Source organism: Corynebacterium sp. H78, assembly GCF_037572275.1.
Classification (GTDB): domain Bacteria; phylum Actinomycetota; class Actinomycetes; order Mycobacteriales; family Mycobacteriaceae; genus Corynebacterium.
This window is the reverse complement of sequence record NZ_JBBHKX010000003.1, coordinates 1-18,769: the sequence shown is the minus strand read 5'-3', so window position 1 is coordinate 18,769 and position 18,769 is coordinate 1. Positions and strand designations below refer to the sequence as shown.

The window sequence follows — 18,769 nt, the reverse complement described above, 5'->3', positions numbered from 1 at the left end:
CTAGCAAGCTGCTAGCCACGGATTAGCGCTCCTCGCGAGGAACGAAATCGCGCTCGGTCTCACCGGTGTAAATCTGGCGAGGACGGTTGATCTTCGATGCTGGGTCGGTGACCTGCTCGTTGAAGTGAGCGATCCAGCCGGGGAGACGACCCAGTGCGAACAGGACGGTGAAGAAGTCCGTTGGGAAGCCCATCGCGCGGTAGATCAGGCCGGTGTAGAAGTCAACGTTCGGGTAGAGCTTACGGGACACGAAGTAGTCGTCTGCAAGAGCGATCTCTTCGAGCTTCATAGCCAGATCCAGCAGGTCGTCGCCACCGAGGTGTGCGAGAACCTCGTGAGCCGTCTTCTTTGCGATAGCTGCACGTGGGTCGTAGGACTTGTACACGCGGTGACCGAAGCCCATGAGGCGAACGCCTGGCTCCTTGTTCTTCACGCGGTTCATGAACTCGGTTGCATCGCCATTGTGGTTCTCGTAGATGTCTTCCAACATCTCCAGAACAGCCTGGTTAGCACCACCGTGCAGTGGGCCGGACAGGGCGTTGATGCCAGCAGCAATGGAGACGAACATCGAAGCACCGGAAGATGCAACCATGCGAACGGTCGAGGTGGAGCAGTTCTGCTCGTGATCAGCGTGCAGAATGAGCAGCTTGTCCAGTGCATCAACGATCACTGGATCAACCTCGTACTCTTCGGTTGGGTAACCGAACATCATACGAAGGAAGTTCTGACGAGCATTCAGCTTGTTATCTGGGTACATGTAAGGCTCACCCTTGGATGCACGGTAAGCGTATGCAGCCAGCATTGGGACCTTTGCCATCAGACGCGAAGCAGCAAGTGCGCGCTTCTCTGGATCCAATGGGTCGAGGTCATCCTGGTAGTAGGAAGCCAGAATGTTCACCGAGGATGCCAAGGTCTGCATTGGGTGAGCGTTACGAGGGAAAATGTGGAACGCGCTACGGAAGTCTTCGTCCAGCAAGGTGTGGTGACGAATGTCGTAGTTGAACTCTTCGAGCTCAGCCTTGGTTGGCAGGTGACCGTTGATAAGAAGGTAGGAAACCTCATTGAAGGTTGCCTTTTCTGCCAGCTGCTCAATTGGGTAACCGCGGTAGCGCAGAATGCCATTGGCACCGTCGATGTAGCAGATCTTCGATTCGGTAGAACCGGTAGCTACGTAACCAGGGTCGAAGGTGGTAAGACCGGTTTCCTGGAGGAGCTTGCCCAGTGCAATACCGTCGTTGCCCTCAGTTGCCTTGACGATGTCCATTTCGAACTCGCCGCCAGGGTAATGGAGTACGGCCTTGTCGTTTTCAGTAGCCACAACTTCCCTTTCGATGTCAATTAATTCGTGTCGATGAGACCATCCGGATTTGATACCGGCCACGGCCCAGGCTGCCCCCGCAAACTCTTTTGCAGTAACAGCACCCCAGTGAAATCTTGCCCGATGCGAATAATCTTCGCCCGCTTCACACTAGAGCCCGGCCGAGAACATCTCAACCGACAGCAGTGGATTAGGGCACACTCTAGCAAAGAGTGTGAGGGGCGCAACACCCCCACCCCCAAATCGCACCGAAAATGCGACGCGTCACACTAAGGAAAACCAGGTCCAACCCCCACCCTATCCACGCCTCAACCGCCGGTCAACATTGTTATTTTCCCCGGATATCGCAACTTTTTGGACGTGCCCCAGATTGCCAACTGTTCAGAAACAAACATATTTGAAAAATTGTAATTAATTCACCCATTTTCGGTCTCCTCCCCCAGTCGACCCACAGGATCCCCCTTCAAATCCGCTACTTTCCCCTGGACATTTTAAGAAACGGCCAAGATTTGCAAACTTCACAAAATGAGCTAACTCACAACAAAACGTTGCAAACATGAAAAAACGGGGGAGAAGCGGGGGGAATCGTTAAAGGAACCCTGCTGACCAACCTGAAACGAGGGGGGTTAAAGTCGGAGTCAACTGCTTTCCACCGAAAGGTTGCACCTCATGAGCGATCAGTTCCCTGCTCTCCCCGAAGAATTCATCCCTTCTGATGGACGCTTTGGTTGCGGTCCTTCTAAGGTTCGCGCTCCTCAGATCCAGGCCGTCGTCGACGGCGGCATTTCCGTCATGGGTACGTCCCACCGTCAGCCAGCTGTAAAGAACGTTGTGGGCGAAGTACGCGAGGGTCTTTCCGAGCTATTTCAGCTCCCAGAGGGATACGAGATCGTGCTCTCCCTCGGTGGCGCTACGGCATTCTGGGATGCAGCAACCTTTGGCCTGATCGAAAAGAAGTCCGCACACCTTTCTTATGGCGAGTTCTCCTCGAAGTTCGCTAAGGCCGCCAGCCAGGCTCCTTGGCTTGATGCACCACAGGTTATTTCAGGCGAGCCAGGCGACGCTCCAGCAGTAGTCGCTGGCGAAGAGGGCGTAGACCTCATTGGCTGGGCTCACAACGAGACGTCGACTGGCGCAATGGTTCCAGTTACTCGCCCAGAGGGTTCGGACGGTCAGCTCGTAGCTATCGACGCAACCTCCGGCGCAGGTGGCCTTCCAGTCGATATGTCGCAGGCTGACGTTTACTACTTCTCGCCGCAGAAGTGCTTTGCCTCCGACGGTGGCATCTGGTTGGCAGCGATGTCTCCAGCAGCTATCGAGCGCATTGAGAAGATCAATTCGTCTGACCGCTTCATCCCTGCATTCCTGAACTTGCAGACCGCAGTCGACAATTCTCGCAAGAACCAGACTTACAACACTCCAGCCGTCGGCACGATGCTGATGCTGGCTAACCAGGTCAAGTGGATGAACGAGAATGGTGGCCTCGATGGCATGGTGGCACGCACCACGGAGTCTTCGTCGACTCTGTACAAGTGGGCTGAACAGCGCGCTGAGGCTACTCCATTCGTCGCAGATGCTGCCAAGCGTTCCCTCGTCGTCGGCACCATCGACTTCAACGATGACATCGACGCTGCAGTTATCGCAAAGATCTTGCGCGCTAACGGCATCCTCGACACCGAGCCGTACCGCAAGCTGGGTCGCAACCAGCTGCGTATCGGCATGTTCCCAGCAATCGAGCCATCTGACATCCAGAAGCTGACCGGCGCGATCGACTGGATTCTGGACAACGGCCACGCAGCTAAGTAGAAACAGTTAGGTCTTTTCCACGACTTTTCCGTCTCCACACCCCCACACACGCCACATTGTCAAGATGTACGCGTGCTGGGGGTGTTGTCGTTTAGCATGAAGGTATTAATGTCCGCCATTCCTGTAGGAGGTTTTCGCATGCGGGAGCTCAAGCTCGTCAAGGACGGCGGTGAGTCCGGGGAGTTGATTCTCACCCCTGTTGACGGTGACGGAACTGAACAGTTCCGGCTTCCACTTACCGACGACCTCCGTGCCACCCTCGCCAACACCGTTGCTGAAAATGCAGACTCGGCCAACCCGGTAACTCCTGAGGTCAAGTCCGCCGAAGATAGCGCTCAAGCATTCCTCGATGCTGACGCAACCGACGCAACAGATGCAAGCGATGCAACTGCCGGCCACGATGCCGTCGCAGAGGCAGAACCTGAAGCAGACAGCCCTGTGGGAGACGTGGCGACAGATACCAATACCGCAGCTGACGATGACTCGGATAATGAAGCCACAGTTGAGGCTGCTGCACCGAAGGCTCCCGTCGCAAAGCCATTGCCGCCTCGAACGCCAGAACCACGCGTAATTTTGCGTCCACGTGAGATTCAGGAACGTATTCGTGGCGGCGCAACCGTTGAGGAACTCGTCGAGTTCAGTGGCATGGCTGCAAAGAAGATCGAGCCTTTTGCGCACCCTGTGCTGGCGGAGCGTGCCCGTATCGCGGAACTAGGCAAGCAGTCTCGTCCTCGTCGTTCGGATGGACCGGCGAAACTCACGCTGTGGGAGATCTTGGCGACGGCTTTTGCTGCTCGAGGACAAGAATTGTCCGATGCGAAGTGGGATGCACGTCGCGATCCGACCGGACAGTGGATCGTCTCGGTCGCCTGGAATGTCGGGCACACGGAGAATCTCGCAGAGTGGAGCTACCAGGCGGATGGTTCACACGCACTGACGGTTTCTCGCAACGAGCTAGCTGCTGAGCTGGTGGATCCTGACTTCACACGTCGTCAGAATAGTGCGGTTGGACAGGACAATCTGTCATCTCCGCAGCGTCTGCCAAGCACGTGGATTCGTCCGGTCGCCAATGACACCGACCCAGCCGGCGACAAGAGCGCTGACCATGATGGCGAGCCAACCCACATCCCGTCTAGCAATACCGCCCAGACTCGATTCGGCGATGCTGCTCAGTCTGCACAGGGCCACGCCGATTCGAACGATGACGACGATCTCGATAGCTTCCTCCAGCATCCAGATGAAGGAGAGCACCCGAAGCGTCGTCGTAAGACGGTCATGCCGTCCTGGGAAGATGTTCTGCTGGGCGTTCGACCTAAAGAACCTAAGAAGTAGGAGCTTCCACGAAAATGCGCCCTCTCGTGGTGACTCTGTGGTTTGTCAGCTCCGCTGACCCTCTAGCGGTGGTGAACGCTGAGCCTGGTCACGACCGTGGTTTCGGTCGCAAATACCTAGCTCTGCTCGATCCTCGCATCACGCTGACCCCGATCGGCGATTTCCCGCTGAACCGGTCCGCACATGCCGGCCCGCATGAGTTTTATATCGGGGGTTTCGACGGGCTTGCAGTAGTTCAAACCGTACTTGACGACGTCGCGAAGATCTCCGACCTCCCACAGCGCTACCTGCGTGGCATAGCTGCGACAGACGTGTTTGTCACCGCAGAAGACCCGGTTTCTGGTTTCGGCGCGTTCGCACATTGGCGAGCAGGCGTGCTGAAGCGTGCTTTCTCCGCGACACCGTACAAAATTGTCGAAGACGAAGGCTTGCCCGATCCAGTCGAGGGTGACTTTTGGGCAGGCCGACGAACCCCGCAAGACGAGGCGTATCTGCAATCGCCGGAGTTCGACATTGATCGAGGCGTGCGCTTGCCATTCGCACCAATCGACATGGCACAAGCTGTCATTTCATCATGGCTGGGCTTCGACCCCACCGCCCAGGCACCGGATATCCCGGTCAGTGCATTCGCAGTCGATGGCCGCAAGGTGAAGGACATCCCGCCTCCCCCACCCCGGCGAGCACGCGTGAACGCTGTGACCCCGCAGCAGCCAGACGATGTCACGGATTACGACGACTACGAAGTCCACGACCTCGTCGATGATCGAAATGCGCCGGAAATTGTCACTCGCGGATTCTCCCGGTTAGGTCGTGACACGGCGCGTTTAGGTGTCAATGCTATTCACGGAGTCAAGACACTCTCGGCCAAGGCCTGGGGGCTGCTGCAGCGACGTAACCGTCGCTAAGCGTTAGCTACTTTCGACGACCCGAAGGCGCTCGTAAAAGGCGATAGCAGCGGCTGTAGCGACGTTGAGGCTATCTGTACCTGGCTGCATGGGGATACGGGCGCGGACATCAGTGGCACGCATGGCGTGCTCCGTGAGCCCAGGTCCTTCAGCGCCAACCAAAATGGCAACTTTTTCTGCCTCCATGGCCTGCCACAGCGGCACTGCACCATCGCCCGGAGTCATGGACACTACGCGAAAACCTTCGTCCTTCAAGCCGTCGAGGCTGTGCTGCCATGTTGTCGTACGACCAGGAAGCGTGGCAAACGGAGTGCGCAAGACGTGCCCCATGGATACCCGTACGCTTCGCCGATACAGCGGATCCGCGCAGGCTGCACCAAACAACACACCATCGACGCCCATGCCTGCGGCATTGCGGAACAGAGACCCGATGTTTTCGTGGTCACCGACGCCTTCCAGTACCAACAGTGTTCGGGCGTCATTAACCACCTCCGCGACCGTCATTTCTGGTGCGCGGTCAGCGGTAGCCAGCAGTCCGCGATGCATGTCGAAGCCCGCTGCCTCCGCCATCGTCTGCCTGGTGATCTCGTACCACGGCACCGTCGTAGCAATGGTGAGTTGTTGCGAACTGAGTTCGTCGTAAAGCTTCTGAAGCTTTGGCGCGGTGCCAAAAATCGCGCGGAGAGGGAATCGGGATTCGATGAGGCGTGGCACAACAAGAAAACCTTCCGCAATCACCAACCCCTTCCCGCCGGGAAGGTCCGGGCGGGAGTCAGAGTGATTCAGATTTCGAATGTCATCCAAACGAGGATCGGAAGCTTCGGGAATCTGGGTGAAGCGGAAGGTTTCGGTCATACCGAAATACTATGCGCCAAGCAGATTCATAATCGGATCGGCAACGAAGTACACAACAAACAGCAATGCAACGACCCACATCAGTGGGTGTACTTGCTTCGCACGGCCAGAGAACATAGCCATCACTGCGTAGGTAATGAAGCCAACGCCGATACCATTAGCGATGGAGTACGTGAATGGCATGACGACGATCGTCAGGAATGCTGGCAGCGCGATGTCAAAGCGATTGAGGTCGATGTCCTTAATCTGAGCCATCATCATCGCGCCAACGATAACGAGAACTGGCGCAGCAGCTTCGATAGGAACGATCTCGTACAGCGGTGTGAAGAACATAGCCAGCAGGAACAGCACGCCAGTGACAATGTTGGCAAGGCCGGTACGGGCACCGTCAGCAATACCCGCTGCGGAGTCAACGTAAACCGTGTTTGACGAACCGGACACAGCACCACCGACTACCGCACCAAAGCCTTCGACAACAAGAGCGCGCTTCATATCCGGCAAAACGCCGTTTTCGTCCGCCAAACCAGCTTGCTTGCCCAGGCCGGTCATCGTGCCCATAGCATCGAAGAAGTTCGCCAGGACGAGGGTGAATAGCAGCATCGTCGCACCGATGACGCCGACGTTGATGAAAGCACCAAAGAGATCAAACTTGCCAATGAGCGAGAGATCCGGGAGCCCGCCTACTCCGTCCGGGGTAGTCGGCACAGCCAAGTTCCAGCCAGTTGGCGATGGCTTACCGTCCACCATTGACGGACCAGCCTTCACAATGGCTTCCACAATCAGCGCAATGATCGTGTTCACGACAATGCCGATGAACAAGCCACCAGGAACACGAAGGACGACCAGAGCGCCACAGATCAAAATGCCGAGCACGAAGACGGCCGTTGGCCAGGAGGCAATCTGCCCGCCAATGCCGAGCTGTACTGGAACAGTAGTCTGCGCTGCATCGGGGATGCGGCGTACCAGTCCGCCGTCGACAAGTCCGATCATGGCAATGAACATGCCAATGCCGACAGTAAGAGCTGCCTTCATTGAAGGTGGAATGGCGTTGAACACTGCAGTTCGGAAACCGGAAACGGCCAACGCAACAATGATGATGCCGTCGAGCACCACGAGGCCCATGGCTTCAGGCCACGACAATCCTTCGTTGGTAACAAAGGTCACGGCAACCAAGGTATTGATGCCAAGACCAGCAGCAATACCGAACGGGTAACGAGCAAAAACACCAAAGGCAATGGTGAGAACACCGGCGGCGAACGCAGTGACCGCTGCAACGCGGGACATCCCCAGGGTCGCGCCCGTATGGTCTGCGATATTGCCAAGAATGATCGGGTTCAGCAGGATGATGTACGCCATTGCGAAGAACGTGACGACGCCGCCACGGACCTCGGTGACTACAGACGATCCACGCTCTGTGATCTTGAAAAATCGATCGACCGCACTGACGGAAGATGGATCTTTCTGTGCAGTGTCAGCCACCGCAGTGGCTGGTGCTTGTTGTGATTCTGGAACAGAATCTCGGCTCATATTTTTCTCCCTACAGGCGAGCAAATCGGGCTTCCGCAATGCACTCGACAAAAATGAATCGAGTGACGGGAAAGCCGTGCATTACCAATTTTGCAGCCCATACCCGGGGTAGAGCAAAACTTAGCCGGTGGCGGAGGCGTGCCGAGTCGAGATATTCAGCCTTTTAATTGAGTTCCGTCCGTTCGACAATCTCTTGATCATCGAATGCCTGCTTATCTGGCACGCCGTGGCCAACGACTTCAGGTGTGGCGGAATGCGCACCACAGCCGTGACCATGATGGACAACAGAACCGTCGAAAGCCCACTCGTTCACGCATACGCCCCAATCCCGGCCTAGTGTTCCGGACAACGGAATATGGAATGCACAGGAGCCACAATTTAGGAGCGAATTGACTGCGAATTCGCTATGAGGTCCAGTTTCCCCGGACTTCCAGCGAGCATCGGCAGCTCTCTTGCCCTGCTCGGTAAGCTCGCGAACATTTGGTTCGCCTGGGGTCAACCGCTCGTCGTCAGGTGCTGGTGGCATGAGATCACGGGGTCCTAAGTCTCCCGGCCGAACGCGATCCTCATACGGAATCCACTCCGGTGCCTGCAGCGCAGTGTCACCGGGAACCAACGCAACTTCACTGACGGTGATGTACTTCGACCCCTCAGCCACGGCCACCACGACGTGCCATTCCCAACCCCGGTACCCAGGAAGATTCGGTTGGAAACGGTGCACCGCGACGCCAGGAGACGTCATAGCCACGCCTACGTGCTCGCCTGCGGGGCCTTCGCCGAGGTCTTCAATAGCCTCGCGAGCTACTTCCATGGCCTTGCCGGCTACCACTCGCCCGCCTGCAGCACCATCGCGGCGTTGCCGATTCTGTGAACGTCGTCGATTGTCAGTCACACTGCCATCCTAGAGTGATAGGTATGAACCTCCAGACGTTGGTCGCTCCTGCAGGCATGTCAAGCCATTTTCGCGTCAACAAGCGCACCCTGTTCGCTTGTCTGGCTCTTGCCACAAGTACGACAGCGATGACAAGTTGCGGTGATGCTGACGACTCCTCAGCTGCCGACGACCCGTTGCCTGGTCAACCAACTCAATTTGATGTCCGAATCGTCGCAAAGCATCCTTCGGACCCGCGTGCTTTTACGCAGGGGCTGGAGCTGGACAAGGATTTCAACCTCGTCGTTGGTACGGGCATGTATAACGAATCCGAGATCTACCGCGTTAAGAATTGGCCGAGCAATGGCGCAACGCCCGGCACGAAGTCGGAGCAACACAAGCTCGAACCAGGGTTATTTGGCGAGGGCATCACGATTGCCGATGACACTGTCTGGCAATTGACCTGGCGCGAGAATGTCGCTATTGCACGGGATGTCGCAACGTTGCAAGAACAGCGTCGCGTGCGTTACGACGGCGAAGGCTGGGGCATCTGTGCATTCCAAGACAAATTGGTGATGTCTGATGGGAGTGGCCATCTACAATTCCGCGATCCTGACACGTTCGGTGTCACCGGTGGAGTTGATGTCACTAATGGAGAAACTCCGGCCACTGCATTGAACGAGTTGGAATGTGTCCAGGGTTCTCGTGGGCCAGAAGTATGGGCGAATGTCTGGCAGACGAACACGATTCTGCGGATTGACCCTGCAACCGGGCACGTCACCGGTGAAGCTGATGCGACGGAACTGGTTAACCAGCTACCTACCGAAGCACGCGCACGAGCCGACGTGCTGAACGGCATCGCCGACTACCGGGGCACCGGAACTTTTCTTGTAACCGGCAAGTATTGGCCAACGTTGTACCAGGTGGAATTCGTTCCCCGGCAGAAGCGCTAAGCTCACCTAGAGACCTGCCCCGGGTAGGGTACAGCGAACACGCAAGCAATCTTCAAGGAGCATCCACGATGGCACGTAAGAACAGGAAGAAAGCCCTCCAGCTGATTGGGCTTATCCTTGGTGTCGGATTGATCATTACTGTCATCGTCATCGCTGTCGACAAATTCAGTGATCGCGCTATTGAAGACCCGAACGCTCTCACCATCGAATGGAAGAAGGGCGACGAGGACGTCGTCGTCAAACCATACCGTGTGTGCGACCTATTCGAACAGGATGCGTGTACCGTCACCGAAGCAAATGCAGCGCACATCAAGTTGGGCTTGGAAGAAACAGGCGAACTGAATGTGGGCAAAGAGGTCGGTTCAGGTAAGTGGACTGTACAGCGATTTTTCTCGGATGAGTCTGTGAACTCCGAGTCCGTGAAGGAACCTGGCGAGGCCATGAACGAGACTATCGCTGGCTCTACCTCTGTCAATGGCGAACGCACGCCACTTGGTGTTGTTGAAGTTTCTACTGCTGTCGTTGGCAAAAATGCCGCCGGCGAAGAGACGACCTACGGAATTACGTGGTCAATCGTCAACGACTCGGCGGCAATGTAGCGGCAAAGCAATTGCGTGCCAATAACTGCTAGCTCGGACTAAACAGATCTCAAGGACCTCAGGGCCCTTCAGAGTTTATGCATCAAGCTCCCGCGCCACTGCGCGCAGGACTTCTGCAACCTGATGGCCGTGCTTACGATCCGGGTAGCGCCCTGACTTCAAATCATGCTGGACTGTGTTTTCCAGCATCGAAATCATGTCCGAGATCATTCCATTGAGCTCGCTCGGGCTGTGTCGCTTCACTGGCTTGCGGGCACCTTGACCTCGACCGCCCTGACCTCCTCGCCCACGTCCACCGCGACGCGGTGGCTCGGAGAGAACGCTGATGCGCAATGCCTGCGGGCCTGGCCGACCATCTGCGTAGTCGTACTCGATACGCTGGCCTTGGTGGAGCTCTTCTACGCCCTCCGGCAAGACCGCATGGCCGACGTACACGTCTTCGCCATCTGGATTTGAAACAAAGCCGAAGCCACGGTCTTTGTCGTACCACTTCATTTTGCCGATCGGCACGTGACATCACCTTTCTTCATCACTCGATTGTCGCGCACTTTCAATGGAGCCATCGGCACTAGCAATAGTTTCTAGTACTAGCCGACTGTTCGCGCCTGGTCACGAGCGACAATTGATAATTGTTAAAGAATACAAGTGTACAGCATCCGTTTAGATAAACACTTTTCGACGGCCTCGCCACTGCCCAGACACTGAAGAACTATTGGGAATTCGGGAACTCACGGGCTGATAACGACTTTATAACGTGAACTTCACCACTTTAGGGGTAATTCACATGTGCCACTCTGTTTTCATCGGCGGATTCACCCTGGGATTATAGGAAGTTCGGCCAACGTTATCACTTTTAGTAATAAATCTTCTCTCGGCGATTTAGCGTGACTATTCCGTTACAAACCGCTACCGTGCTGTTACGAAGCGCATGGCAGCGTGGTCGCATTTCGCCAAACCCCGTTCTGGGCGACACTAAACACACTGCTACGCCACACAATTTCACAGGGACATCCTGATCGAAGAACGGGGTCGGGGAAACCACAAAGCAACAGCTCGCCTGTGGCTTTTGTTGGACAAGCACATCGTTGAACTCGTATTGCGCTTGCATCCTTGGGGTGAGGCCGGACATCCGTCCGCCGGGCAATCCTTCCGCCCGAATCCGACAGCTAACCCCGACGGCGACACCAAAAGTACAACGAGAGGGACATTCCATCATGGCTCGCAACACCAAGAACACCGCAGCAAAGGTCGCCATCGCAGGCCTCGCAGTTGGCTTCGGCGCCGCTGCATTCGCACCAGCAGCATCCGCTGCTCCTTACTCCGACTGGGAGCGCCTGGCCCAGTGCGAGTCCGGTGGCAACTGGCACATCAACACCGGCAACGGCTACTACGGTGGCCTGCAGTTCAGCCCAAGCACCTGGACCGGCTTCGGCGGTGGCGAGTTCGCTCCAACCGCTGACCGTGCAACCAAGGATCAGCAGATCTGGGTTGCTGAAAAGGTTCTAGCGTCCCAGGGTTGGAACGCATGGCCTGCTTGCTCCCAGCGTCTCGGCCTCTCTTCCGGCCCAACCGAGCGTCCAAAGCCAGTCAACGGCGTTACCCCATCTACTGGTTCCAATAACGCAGCTGCTGGCATCAACCTGACCGACCCGGCTTCGATCCAGCGTGTCATTGATCGTATGTCCCGCGCAGCTACCGCTGGCGACCTGCAGGCGATCATGAACGAGGTCCAGGGCGTTGCAAACGCAGCTGGTATGCCAGTTCCAGCCGAGATCACCAACTTCTTCAACATCGCAATCAACGGCTACGGTGGCACCCCACAGGTTCCAGCAATGCCAGCAATGCCTCAGCTGCCTGCAATGGGCTTCGACACCCCACAGGTTCCAGCAATGCCAGCTATCCCAGGCTTGCCTTTCTAAGTTTGGAAGGTCGCCAGTGTTGCACTGACGAATACCTACAAAGAAGCCGCCCTACTCCAACAATGGAGTGCAGGGCGGTTTCTTGTTTGCGCCAACCAGCTAGCGCAGTCCAGCTGGCGCCATTCAGGCCGATGCGATCAATTATAGATCGGTTTTGGAAAGGCGAAAGCCGCGCACGCCCACCAGGACCTGCGCGGTCATCAGCACACTAAAGCGCTAACGTGACGTCAGCGACTACTTGTTAATAATCGTGGTTGGGTGCACGTAATGCAGATCCTCTGCAGGAACTGGGAACTCAATGGAGCCAAATGGAGAGTCCGCACCAGCGTGCTTTGCAATGAGCTCTGTAACCGCATGCTGTCCAGGCTCGAGATCCTGTGGCCAGCCTGCATCGACGTACTGGTTTTTCTTCTGAACGTTAGCCATAGATTTGATTCTCTCAGAAAGTCGACGCACAGTCACGTTTTCTACTCACTAAGGTGGGGGTTGTCATGACCGAAATCACCCCCTTCCCTCAATTCCGCCAATGGTTGGAAGATCGCCCCGATCGATTCCTCATTGAGTTGCTGCATAAGCGACCGGATGCGGTCTCCCCGCCTCCGCGTTCCACGGATGTCCTTGCTGCTCGGCTACAGCTTCGTGCGTCCATCATGCGCATGTTGCCCGAACTTACGGCACTGCAGCTCGCGGTCATTGAAGCAGCAGCAAGCGCCGGCGCTGAACTCGACCCCGTCGCGATGTCTACAATCATCGAGAACATCGGCGACTCCTTAGAAAAGGCCAAGATCGATCGTAACCAGCGACCTACCGCGACCCATATCAGGGCTGCTGCAGACGAGCTTCGTCAGCTCGGTGTTGTCTACGGCAATGGACCAGGTGGTGGTGGCACGTTTGTCGGAAAGTCCTCGCGAAAGAAGCCACTCCCCTTCGAAGACCAGTTGATGCTGGTCGACGAGATTTCCAGTTCGCTACCACCAGGGTGGTCGATTCTACCCACTCCAGGTGCGCCTTCGGTCGCCACTATTCGGGCTCTACTTGACGACGTCGACACCAAGCAATCTCGACTCCTCACCACGCTGGCCGAAGCTGGCGGACTCGGTACCACCAAAGATGCCGACCCCGATGCGGATCCGTCGTTGCCGGTACCTCGACTCATTGCGAACGGATTGTTAGAACGCGTCGACTCGTCAACTGTTCGGCTGCCTTCTCGTGTGCGAGCAGTCATGCGTGGTGCTGCGATCCCCGATGTGCCCGTCATTCTGCGCCCGAGTACGCCCGACACAACTCCGATTCGCGATATCGATGGCCGAGCTGCCGGTAACGTTCTCGAGTTGTTGCGCATAACAGCAGACCTATTGACTCGGCTCAGCCATGATCCGTCGCCAACGCTGAAAGACGGAGTGATCGGGGTTCGCGAGCATCGCAGCCTCCTATCCGATATTGGTTGTTCGGAAGCAGAGCTCTCCCGCGCCATGTCCTACGCGGAGGCTGCTTTATTGGCCACCGTCGGCACGCCTCATCCGCTGCCACCCAATGACACTGGTGGCGACTACTTCACTCCTATGGCAGCTACCGATGAGTTCTTCGAAGCGACAGCTGCGCAGCGGTGGGCACTGCTCATTCAGGCGTGGTTGCGCCACGATTTCGCCCCATGGCTCGTTGGTACCCCGGGTCCCGATGGTAAGAAAATTGCGCTGTTGTCAGCCCACGCCCGCTTATCAACGCTGCCACCACTGCGCCACGCAATCCTCGATGTACTCGTACAGGCATGCCCAGCCATTGACGGCACAGCACCGAGTTCCGCCGTCGCTGACTTCCGAACGGTCTTTGCCACCCAACGTCCGATTCTGGCAGCACGCACAGCGACCGAGCTTCTCGACGCTGCCCTCGACGACCTAGCAGCCCTTGGCCTCGTTGTCGTGCAAGGAGATGCCGTTGCGGTGACTTCGGCAGGTAGAGTCGCTGTAGGTAGTTCAGCTGATGATGTTGCGGACACACTAGCCCCATTGTTACCGGCGCCGACCGAGAGCATCATGGCGCAGGCAGATCTCACCATTTTGGTACCAGGACCCGCAGCACCCGCTCTTGCCACCATGCTTGAGTCCTTCGCTGATTTGGAATCTCCGGGACTTGCCAGCGTCTACAGAGTGACCGAAACCTCCGTTCGCAGAGCGCTAGATTCCGGAGTGGCAGCCCGCGATATCCAGGATTTCCTGGCGCAACGCTCGCTCAGCGATGTGCCCCAATCCATCACCTATTTGATCGATGACGTTGCGCGCCGACACGGCCTCGTTCGCGGTGGCCCTGCAGCCAGTTATATACGGTGTGATGACCCAGCTGTGCTCGCCAACATCATGTCGACACCCGTCGCCACGCAATTTGGTCTACGACTCATTGCAGATACTGTTGCAGTCTCGCAAGCGCCGCTCGTTCAAGTCATGAATGCACTTCGCGATGCGGGGCATTCCGCCACCGCCGAAGACGCTCTTGGCGCAGCACTAGACTTGTCGCCGGAACCTTTCCGCACGTCAGATGCCCCTCGACGTCCCGCAGCACGACCAGAAACAGTTACCGACGCCGGTCGTGTCAGCCAAGCTCTCGAATCAATGCGAGCGGGCGACCGAGCGAAAGATAGTGATCCATCCACTCGGATCGACATGGACGACGATCCTGCAAGCGGCGCCGCTGCCCTATCGCTTCTGCAGCGAGCATGCCGAGCTGGCCGTGATGTCACTATCGGTTACGTGGATCGAAATGGGCACAAGGGACGTCGTAAAGTGCGCCCCGCTACCGTATCCGGTGGGCAAGTCGACGCGATCGATCCGGCAACCGGCCAAGTTTTACGCTTCCTGCTGCACCGAGTAACAGAAGTCGTGTTAGACGATTAGCCCGAAGCAGGCCATAATGGAGTTTTGGCTCTATTAGAGAGGTTTGGTGGCTTATGGCTTTCGGCACTGGTCCACTCATTGTGCAATCGGACAAGACTGTCCTGCTGGAAATCGATCACGCTGAAGCCGAGGCTGCCCGTGCCGCGCTTGCGCCGTTCGCTGAACTGGAGCGCGCTCCCGAGCACATCCACACTTACCGAATCACACCGCTGGCGCTGTGGAACGCCCGCGCTGCTGGTCACGATGCGGAGCAAGTCGTCGATGTACTCGAAACCTACTCCAGGTTCCCGGTTCCGCAGCCTCTACTTGTCGACGTCGCAGAAACCATGGACCGCTACGGACGCTTGACCTTGCTCAAGCATCCGGCTCACGGCCTTGTGCTGGAGTCGACGGATCCTGCCGTGCTGACTGAAGTGACTCGTCACAAGAAAATTCGCCCGATGCTCGGCGAGCAGATCGACGACGATACGTGGACCGTCCACCCTTCCGAACGAGGACGCATCAAGCAGGAACTGCTGAAGGTTGGCTGGCCAGCCCGCGACACCGCCGGATACGTCGACGGCGAGGCACACTCCATCTCGTGGGACGGCAACGGTGACGTGTGGGAGCTCCGCGACTACCAGCGTCACGCAGCGGATTCCTTCCGGGAAGGTGGCTCTGGTGTCGTTGTCTTGCCCTGTGGTGCGGGCAAAACCATCGTCGGCGCTGCTGCCATGGTCGATGCACAGCGCACGACGCTGATCCTGGTCACTAATACTGTCGCTGGACGTCAGTGGCGCGATGAGCTGCTCAAGCGTACGTCGCTAAGCGAAGACGAAATCGGCGAGTACTCGGGCGAACGCAAGGAAATCCGTCCGGTCACCATCGCGACCTACCAAGTGGTCACGCGCAAAACCAAGGGCGAGTTCCGTGCCCTCGAACTTTTCGATTCCCGCGACTGGGGCCTCATCATCTACGACGAAGTCCACCTTCTCCCTGCCCCAGTTTTCCGCATGAGCGCAGATCTGCAGTCGCGTCGACGCCTCGGTCTGACCGCCACCTTGGTTCGCGAGGACGGCCGCGAAGGCGACGTCTTCAGCCTAATCGGGCCAAAGCGTTACGACGCTCCGTGGAAAGACATCGAAGCCCAAGGCTGGATCGCTCCCGCCGATTGCATCGAAGTCCGCGTCACTGCAACAGAGGCCGAGCGCATGGTCTACGCCGTCGCCGAAGCAAATGACAAGTACCGCCTGGCTGCCACCACACCGACGAAGATCCCCGTGGTCACGAAGATCTTGGAGCGCCACAAGGGCGAACCCACACTTGTCATTGGCGCGTACCTTGACCAACTTGAAGAACTCGGCGAAGCACTAAACGCACCGGTCATCGATGGCAAGACTCCCAACGCCAAGCGCGAGAAGCTTTTCAATCAGTTCCGCAGTGGAGAATTAACAACTCTCGTCGTCAGTAAGGTCGCAAATTTCTCCATCGACCTTCCTGAAGCATCCGTCGCAGTCCAGGTGTCTGGAACCTTCGGCTCTCGCCAGGAGGAAGCACAGCGCCTCGGACGGTTGCTCCGGCCGAAGGCCGACGGCGGTGGCGCAATCTTCTATTCAGTGGTGACGCGGGATACCCTGGATACTGAATATGCGGCACACAGGCAGCGTTTCCTCGCAGAGCAGGGCTACGCGTATCGCATCGTCGATGCCGACGAGCTGCTTGGCCCCACGCTTCCCGGCGACGAACTCTCTTAGACGTCGAACTATCAGCACTGACCTACCAAGGACACTCAGCACAATGAGCTTTACTTTTCCCGTTGATGAAAACCACAACAAGGAAAACAACGAGTACTACCGCGACGGCCGTCGACTCAAAACTTCGGGCATCGTCTTTTCGATACTACTCCTCATTGCAGCCGGAGTGATGTTGTGGCTCGGCAGTGCCGGATGGACCCTGTACCTCGCCATCTTCCTGATCGTCGTCGGTGTCTTCTACCTCTTCGTATCAGTCAAGCTCGGCTCCGCAGTCACCGCACCTCAACAGCTTTACGACGAGTCGCCACTATGCCCTGCTGTGATCGCAGAAGTTGAGCCACGGACGATGACGCTCATGGCGCTCGTCGATACGCGCAAGGATCAGAATTGGGGAACTCCGCAGCGAGCACTGACCCTAAGGACTGTCACGAAAGTTTCAGGCGTTCCGCGTCGTCGTGGGGCTCGAGTGCCAGCGGTGGCTGTAGGCGGCAATCACCAGGAGAATTCGGCTTCATTTGACCAGGTCACGCCCGTGCCAATCGCTTGGGGCACACGCGACACCAAGGTTGTGCGGGAAGCTGAACGAACTATCGCACACGCCGACTGGATGCTGCTGCAGAACAATCTCGACCGCGTTCCAGATATCCGCGCGACGAAGCACGATCTACTAATTATTGACTAGCAGTCTCCCGGATTAGTTGGAGTAGCGACCAGCCTGCTGGGACCAGTCCCACGAATCTTCATTGGCCTTGTCGATCGCTTCTTTGTCGTATTCGCCTACCGCGACGTCGGGAAGCTCCCGCTCTGTCTGCGTAACCTTCACAATGAAGCGCGCAAGATCTGTGATGCGATCACGCTGAACCGCAGGTACAGCGACTAGATGAGTTGCCAGGTATGTCTCGACCATCGCACTACCGCCATGTGCATTGACCAACTCAGCGAACTCGGCACCACCACGGACAGTATCGTCCTTGCTGCCGAGCTGTACCAAGACCTGAAGTCCCTGCGGGATAGTGCGTCGTACGGGCGACACAGTTGGATCGATAGCGTCGGTAGTGCCAAAAACAGCAGTCAACAGCTCCTCTGAGTAGCCAGTGAGATCCAACGCTGGCGCTGTGAGCGCAAGGACCGGCAACTCGCCAGTAATGAAATCAAGTGCTCGGACACACGTATGCCCGCCAGAAGACACACCCCAAAGGACAATGTCGTCCAAGTTGGTCCGAACCCGAACTTCCTCAGGAAAGACAGCTGGGAACTCTGCTGAGCCAGAGGCAGCATTGCGCAGTTCATTTACTACCGCGCTGACGTCTTCTGCGGCCGCTGGCATCGGATGTTCAGGAGCCAAACGGTAGTCAACATCGACGACCACCGCACCGGAACGTTCTGCGAGTGCAGCGCAGTCAGGGCCAAAAGAATTCTCCCTGAGCACGCCATTACCCATCCACCAAGCACCACCATGTGCAGCAACCACGACCGCCCCAGAAGCAGCTGTGGGGACATACACCGTCACCGGAACTCCTGCGATCGTCGTCTCGTCGAAAACGAGGCTCGCGGGGTCTGCGAATGCGACGAAGGGCAGCGTGTGGTTCACTCCAGCACCAAGAACCAGCATTGACGCGTGAACAATAGCGTCCGGCAAACGAGCGGCTCGAGTATTCGCTTCCGCTCGCGCTACACGAACTTCGTCTTCACTGCCCTGCCACGGCACTGGAGTCGACATAAAACGATAAGCGGGCACATGCTCTTCAAGATACTCAATGAGCTGCTGAAGCTTGCCTTCATCCGTGGTCACCGGAGTGAAGCCAGTAGTGCTAGTCGGCTGATTCATACGGTACATACTGCCATACCACTTATCACGGCTAACCCACCAGGCAGCAATCACCAACAAGGCAGGCCACTACTACAGCCTTCGCTTGTGTGTTCGAGTAGCCACACAAAAAAAAGGGGGCCCAGCCCACAAGGACCAGACCCCCACAAAAACAATGCCGGCAGCGACCTACTCTCCCACACCCTCCCGAGTGCAGTACCATCGGCGCAGGCAGACTTAGCTTCCGGGTTCGGAA

The 18,769-nt window shown here is 57.1% G+C and carries 16 protein-coding genes, 1 rRNA gene and 1 riboswitch; of the genes, 9 read left to right on the top strand and 8 right to left on the bottom strand.

Annotated features, from left to right (window positions below; genetic code table 11):
• Positions 1-22: 22 nt before the first annotated feature.
• A complete protein-coding gene (locus tag WG934_RS06540) occupies positions 23-1,318 on the bottom strand; it encodes a citrate synthase (protein ID WP_339978935.1) in 1,296 nt (431 codons plus the stop codon).
• A gap of 669 nt (positions 1,319-1,987) precedes the next feature.
• On the opposite strand from WG934_RS06540, the gene serC reads away from it, so the two are divergent.
• The 3 genes from serC to WG934_RS06525 all read left to right on the top strand — a co-directional run bounded on the left by serC (position 1,988) and on the right by WG934_RS06525 (position 5,361).
• Positions 1,988-3,124, top strand: a complete 1,137-nt coding sequence (serC, locus tag WG934_RS06535; protein WP_339989288.1) for a phosphoserine transaminase — start codon at positions 1,988-1,990, stop codon at positions 3,122-3,124.
• Positions 3,125-3,262: 138 nt separating this feature from the next.
• On the top strand, positions 3,263-4,456 hold the full coding sequence (gene sepH / locus WG934_RS06530; RefSeq protein WP_339989286.1) for a septation protein SepH: 1,194 nt from the start codon (positions 3,263-3,265) through the stop codon (positions 4,454-4,456).
• 14 nt (positions 4,457-4,470) lie between these two features.
• On the top strand, positions 4,471-5,361 hold the full coding sequence (locus WG934_RS06525; protein ID WP_339989285.1) for a DUF6928 family protein: 891 nt from the start codon (positions 4,471-4,473) through the stop codon (positions 5,359-5,361).
• A 3-nt stretch (positions 5,362-5,364) separates the two neighbouring features.
• Here the strand turns inward: WG934_RS06525 and WG934_RS06520 are convergent, their stop codons facing one another.
• The 3 genes from WG934_RS06520 to WG934_RS06510 form a co-directional block, all read right to left on the bottom strand.
• Positions 5,365-6,216, bottom strand: a complete 852-nt coding sequence (locus WG934_RS06520; protein ID WP_339978925.1) for a TrmH family RNA methyltransferase — start codon at positions 6,214-6,216, stop codon at positions 5,365-5,367.
• A gap of 9 nt (positions 6,217-6,225) precedes the next feature.
• On the bottom strand, positions 6,226-7,743 hold the full coding sequence (locus WG934_RS06515; RefSeq protein WP_339989283.1) for an NCS2 family permease: 1,518 nt from the start codon (positions 7,741-7,743) through the stop codon (positions 6,226-6,228).
• 163 nt (positions 7,744-7,906) lie between these two features.
• The gene (locus WG934_RS06510) at positions 7,907-8,635 is read right to left on the bottom strand and encodes a DUF3027 domain-containing protein (protein ID WP_339989282.1); all 729 of its coding nucleotides are present in this window, start codon (positions 8,633-8,635) and stop codon (positions 7,907-7,909) included.
• Positions 8,636-8,658: 23 nt separating this feature from the next.
• On the opposite strand from WG934_RS06510, the gene WG934_RS06505 reads away from it, so the two are divergent.
• Both WG934_RS06505 and WG934_RS06500 read left to right on the top strand, forming a co-directional pair.
• The gene (locus WG934_RS06505; RefSeq protein WP_339989280.1) at positions 8,659-9,567 is read left to right on the top strand and encodes a glutaminyl-peptide cyclotransferase; all 909 of its coding nucleotides are present in this window, start codon (positions 8,659-8,661) and stop codon (positions 9,565-9,567) included.
• A gap of 68 nt (positions 9,568-9,635) precedes the next feature.
• Entirely contained in the window at positions 9,636-10,166 is a 531-nt protein-coding gene (locus tag WG934_RS06500) for a DUF2771 family protein (RefSeq protein WP_339978917.1), read from the top strand.
• A gap of 75 nt (positions 10,167-10,241) precedes the next feature.
• Here the strand turns inward: WG934_RS06500 and WG934_RS06495 are convergent, their stop codons facing one another.
• Complete coding sequence (locus WG934_RS06495; RefSeq protein ID WP_339989278.1) at positions 10,242-10,676, bottom strand: cold-shock protein; 435 nt, start codon at positions 10,674-10,676, stop codon at positions 10,242-10,244.
• Between the two features lie 490 nt (positions 10,677-11,166).
• Positions 11,167-11,362: riboswitch (cyclic di-AMP (ydaO/yuaA leader) on the top strand.
• 18 nt (positions 11,363-11,380) lie between these two features.
• On the opposite strand from WG934_RS06495, the gene WG934_RS06490 reads away from it, so the two are divergent.
• The gene (locus WG934_RS06490) at positions 11,381-12,085 is read left to right on the top strand and encodes a resuscitation-promoting factor Rpf1 domain-containing protein (RefSeq protein ID WP_339989277.1); all 705 of its coding nucleotides are present in this window, start codon (positions 11,381-11,383) and stop codon (positions 12,083-12,085) included.
• 234 nt (positions 12,086-12,319) lie between these two features.
• Here WG934_RS06490 and WG934_RS06485 read toward each other — a convergent pair whose 3' ends face one another.
• Positions 12,320-12,511: a hypothetical protein gene (locus WG934_RS06485; RefSeq protein WP_339978909.1), complete on the bottom strand. Its 192-nt coding sequence runs from the start codon at positions 12,509-12,511 to the stop codon at positions 12,320-12,322.
• A 65-nt stretch (positions 12,512-12,576) separates the two neighbouring features.
• Between WG934_RS06485 and WG934_RS06480 the strand changes: the two genes are divergently transcribed.
• From WG934_RS06480 to WG934_RS06470, 3 genes are read left to right on the top strand one after another with little or no spacing between them, the layout of a single operon-like run.
• The gene (locus WG934_RS06480) at positions 12,577-14,973 is read left to right on the top strand and encodes a helicase-associated domain-containing protein (protein WP_339989276.1); all 2,397 of its coding nucleotides are present in this window, start codon (positions 12,577-12,579) and stop codon (positions 14,971-14,973) included.
• A gap of 53 nt (positions 14,974-15,026) precedes the next feature.
• Positions 15,027-16,706, top strand: a complete 1,680-nt coding sequence (locus WG934_RS06475) for a DNA repair helicase XPB (RefSeq protein WP_339989274.1) — start codon at positions 15,027-15,029, stop codon at positions 16,704-16,706.
• Positions 16,707-16,749: 43 nt separating this feature from the next.
• Positions 16,750-17,388, top strand: a complete 639-nt coding sequence (locus WG934_RS06470; RefSeq protein ID WP_339989272.1) for a DUF3239 domain-containing protein — start codon at positions 16,750-16,752, stop codon at positions 17,386-17,388.
• Positions 17,389-17,400: 12 nt separating this feature from the next.
• Here WG934_RS06470 and WG934_RS06465 read toward each other — a convergent pair whose 3' ends face one another.
• Together WG934_RS06465 and rrf are read right to left on the bottom strand one after the other, a co-directional pair.
• Positions 17,401-18,534 (bottom strand): alpha/beta hydrolase, encoded by a 1,134-nt coding sequence (locus WG934_RS06465; protein WP_339989270.1) that lies wholly within the window; start codon positions 18,532-18,534, stop codon positions 17,401-17,403.
• A gap of 155 nt (positions 18,535-18,689) precedes the next feature.
• Positions 18,690-18,769, bottom strand: a 5S ribosomal RNA gene (gene rrf / locus WG934_RS06460); the annotation flags it as partial.

What these genes read in the sequence shown, in the direction of transcription:
- serC (WP_339989288.1), top strand. Translation starts at nt 1,988, where the DNA reads ATGAGCGATCAGTTCCCTGCTCTCCCCGAAGAATTCATCCCTTCTGAT.
- WG934_RS06505 (WP_339989280.1), top strand. Translation starts at nt 8,659, where the DNA reads ATGAACCTCCAGACGTTGGTCGCTCCTGCAGGCATGTCAAGCCATTTT.
- WG934_RS06480 (WP_339989276.1), top strand. Translation starts at nt 12,577, where the DNA reads ATGACCGAAATCACCCCCTTCCCTCAATTCCGCCAATGGTTGGAAGAT.
- WG934_RS06465 (WP_339989270.1), bottom strand. Translation starts at nt 18,534, where the DNA reads ATGAATCAGCCGACTAGCACTACTGGCTTCACTCCGGTGACCACGGAT.
- WG934_RS06520 (WP_339978925.1), bottom strand. Translation starts at nt 6,216, where the DNA reads ATGACCGAAACCTTCCGCTTCACCCAGATTCCCGAAGCTTCCGATCCT.
- WG934_RS06500 (WP_339978917.1), top strand. Translation starts at nt 9,636, where the DNA reads ATGGCACGTAAGAACAGGAAGAAAGCCCTCCAGCTGATTGGGCTTATC.
- WG934_RS06515 (WP_339989283.1), bottom strand. Translation starts at nt 7,743, where the DNA reads ATGAGCCGAGATTCTGTTCCAGAATCACAACAAGCACCAGCCACTGCG.
- WG934_RS06485 (WP_339978909.1), bottom strand. Translation starts at nt 12,511, where the DNA reads ATGGCTAACGTTCAGAAGAAAAACCAGTACGTCGATGCAGGCTGGCCA.
- sepH (WP_339989286.1), top strand. Translation starts at nt 3,263, where the DNA reads ATGCGGGAGCTCAAGCTCGTCAAGGACGGCGGTGAGTCCGGGGAGTTG.
- WG934_RS06475 (WP_339989274.1), top strand. Translation starts at nt 15,027, where the DNA reads ATGGCTTTCGGCACTGGTCCACTCATTGTGCAATCGGACAAGACTGTC.
- WG934_RS06470 (WP_339989272.1), top strand. Translation starts at nt 16,750, where the DNA reads ATGAGCTTTACTTTTCCCGTTGATGAAAACCACAACAAGGAAAACAAC.
- WG934_RS06525 (WP_339989285.1), top strand. Translation starts at nt 4,471, where the DNA reads ATGCGCCCTCTCGTGGTGACTCTGTGGTTTGTCAGCTCCGCTGACCCT.
- WG934_RS06490 (WP_339989277.1), top strand. Translation starts at nt 11,381, where the DNA reads ATGGCTCGCAACACCAAGAACACCGCAGCAAAGGTCGCCATCGCAGGC.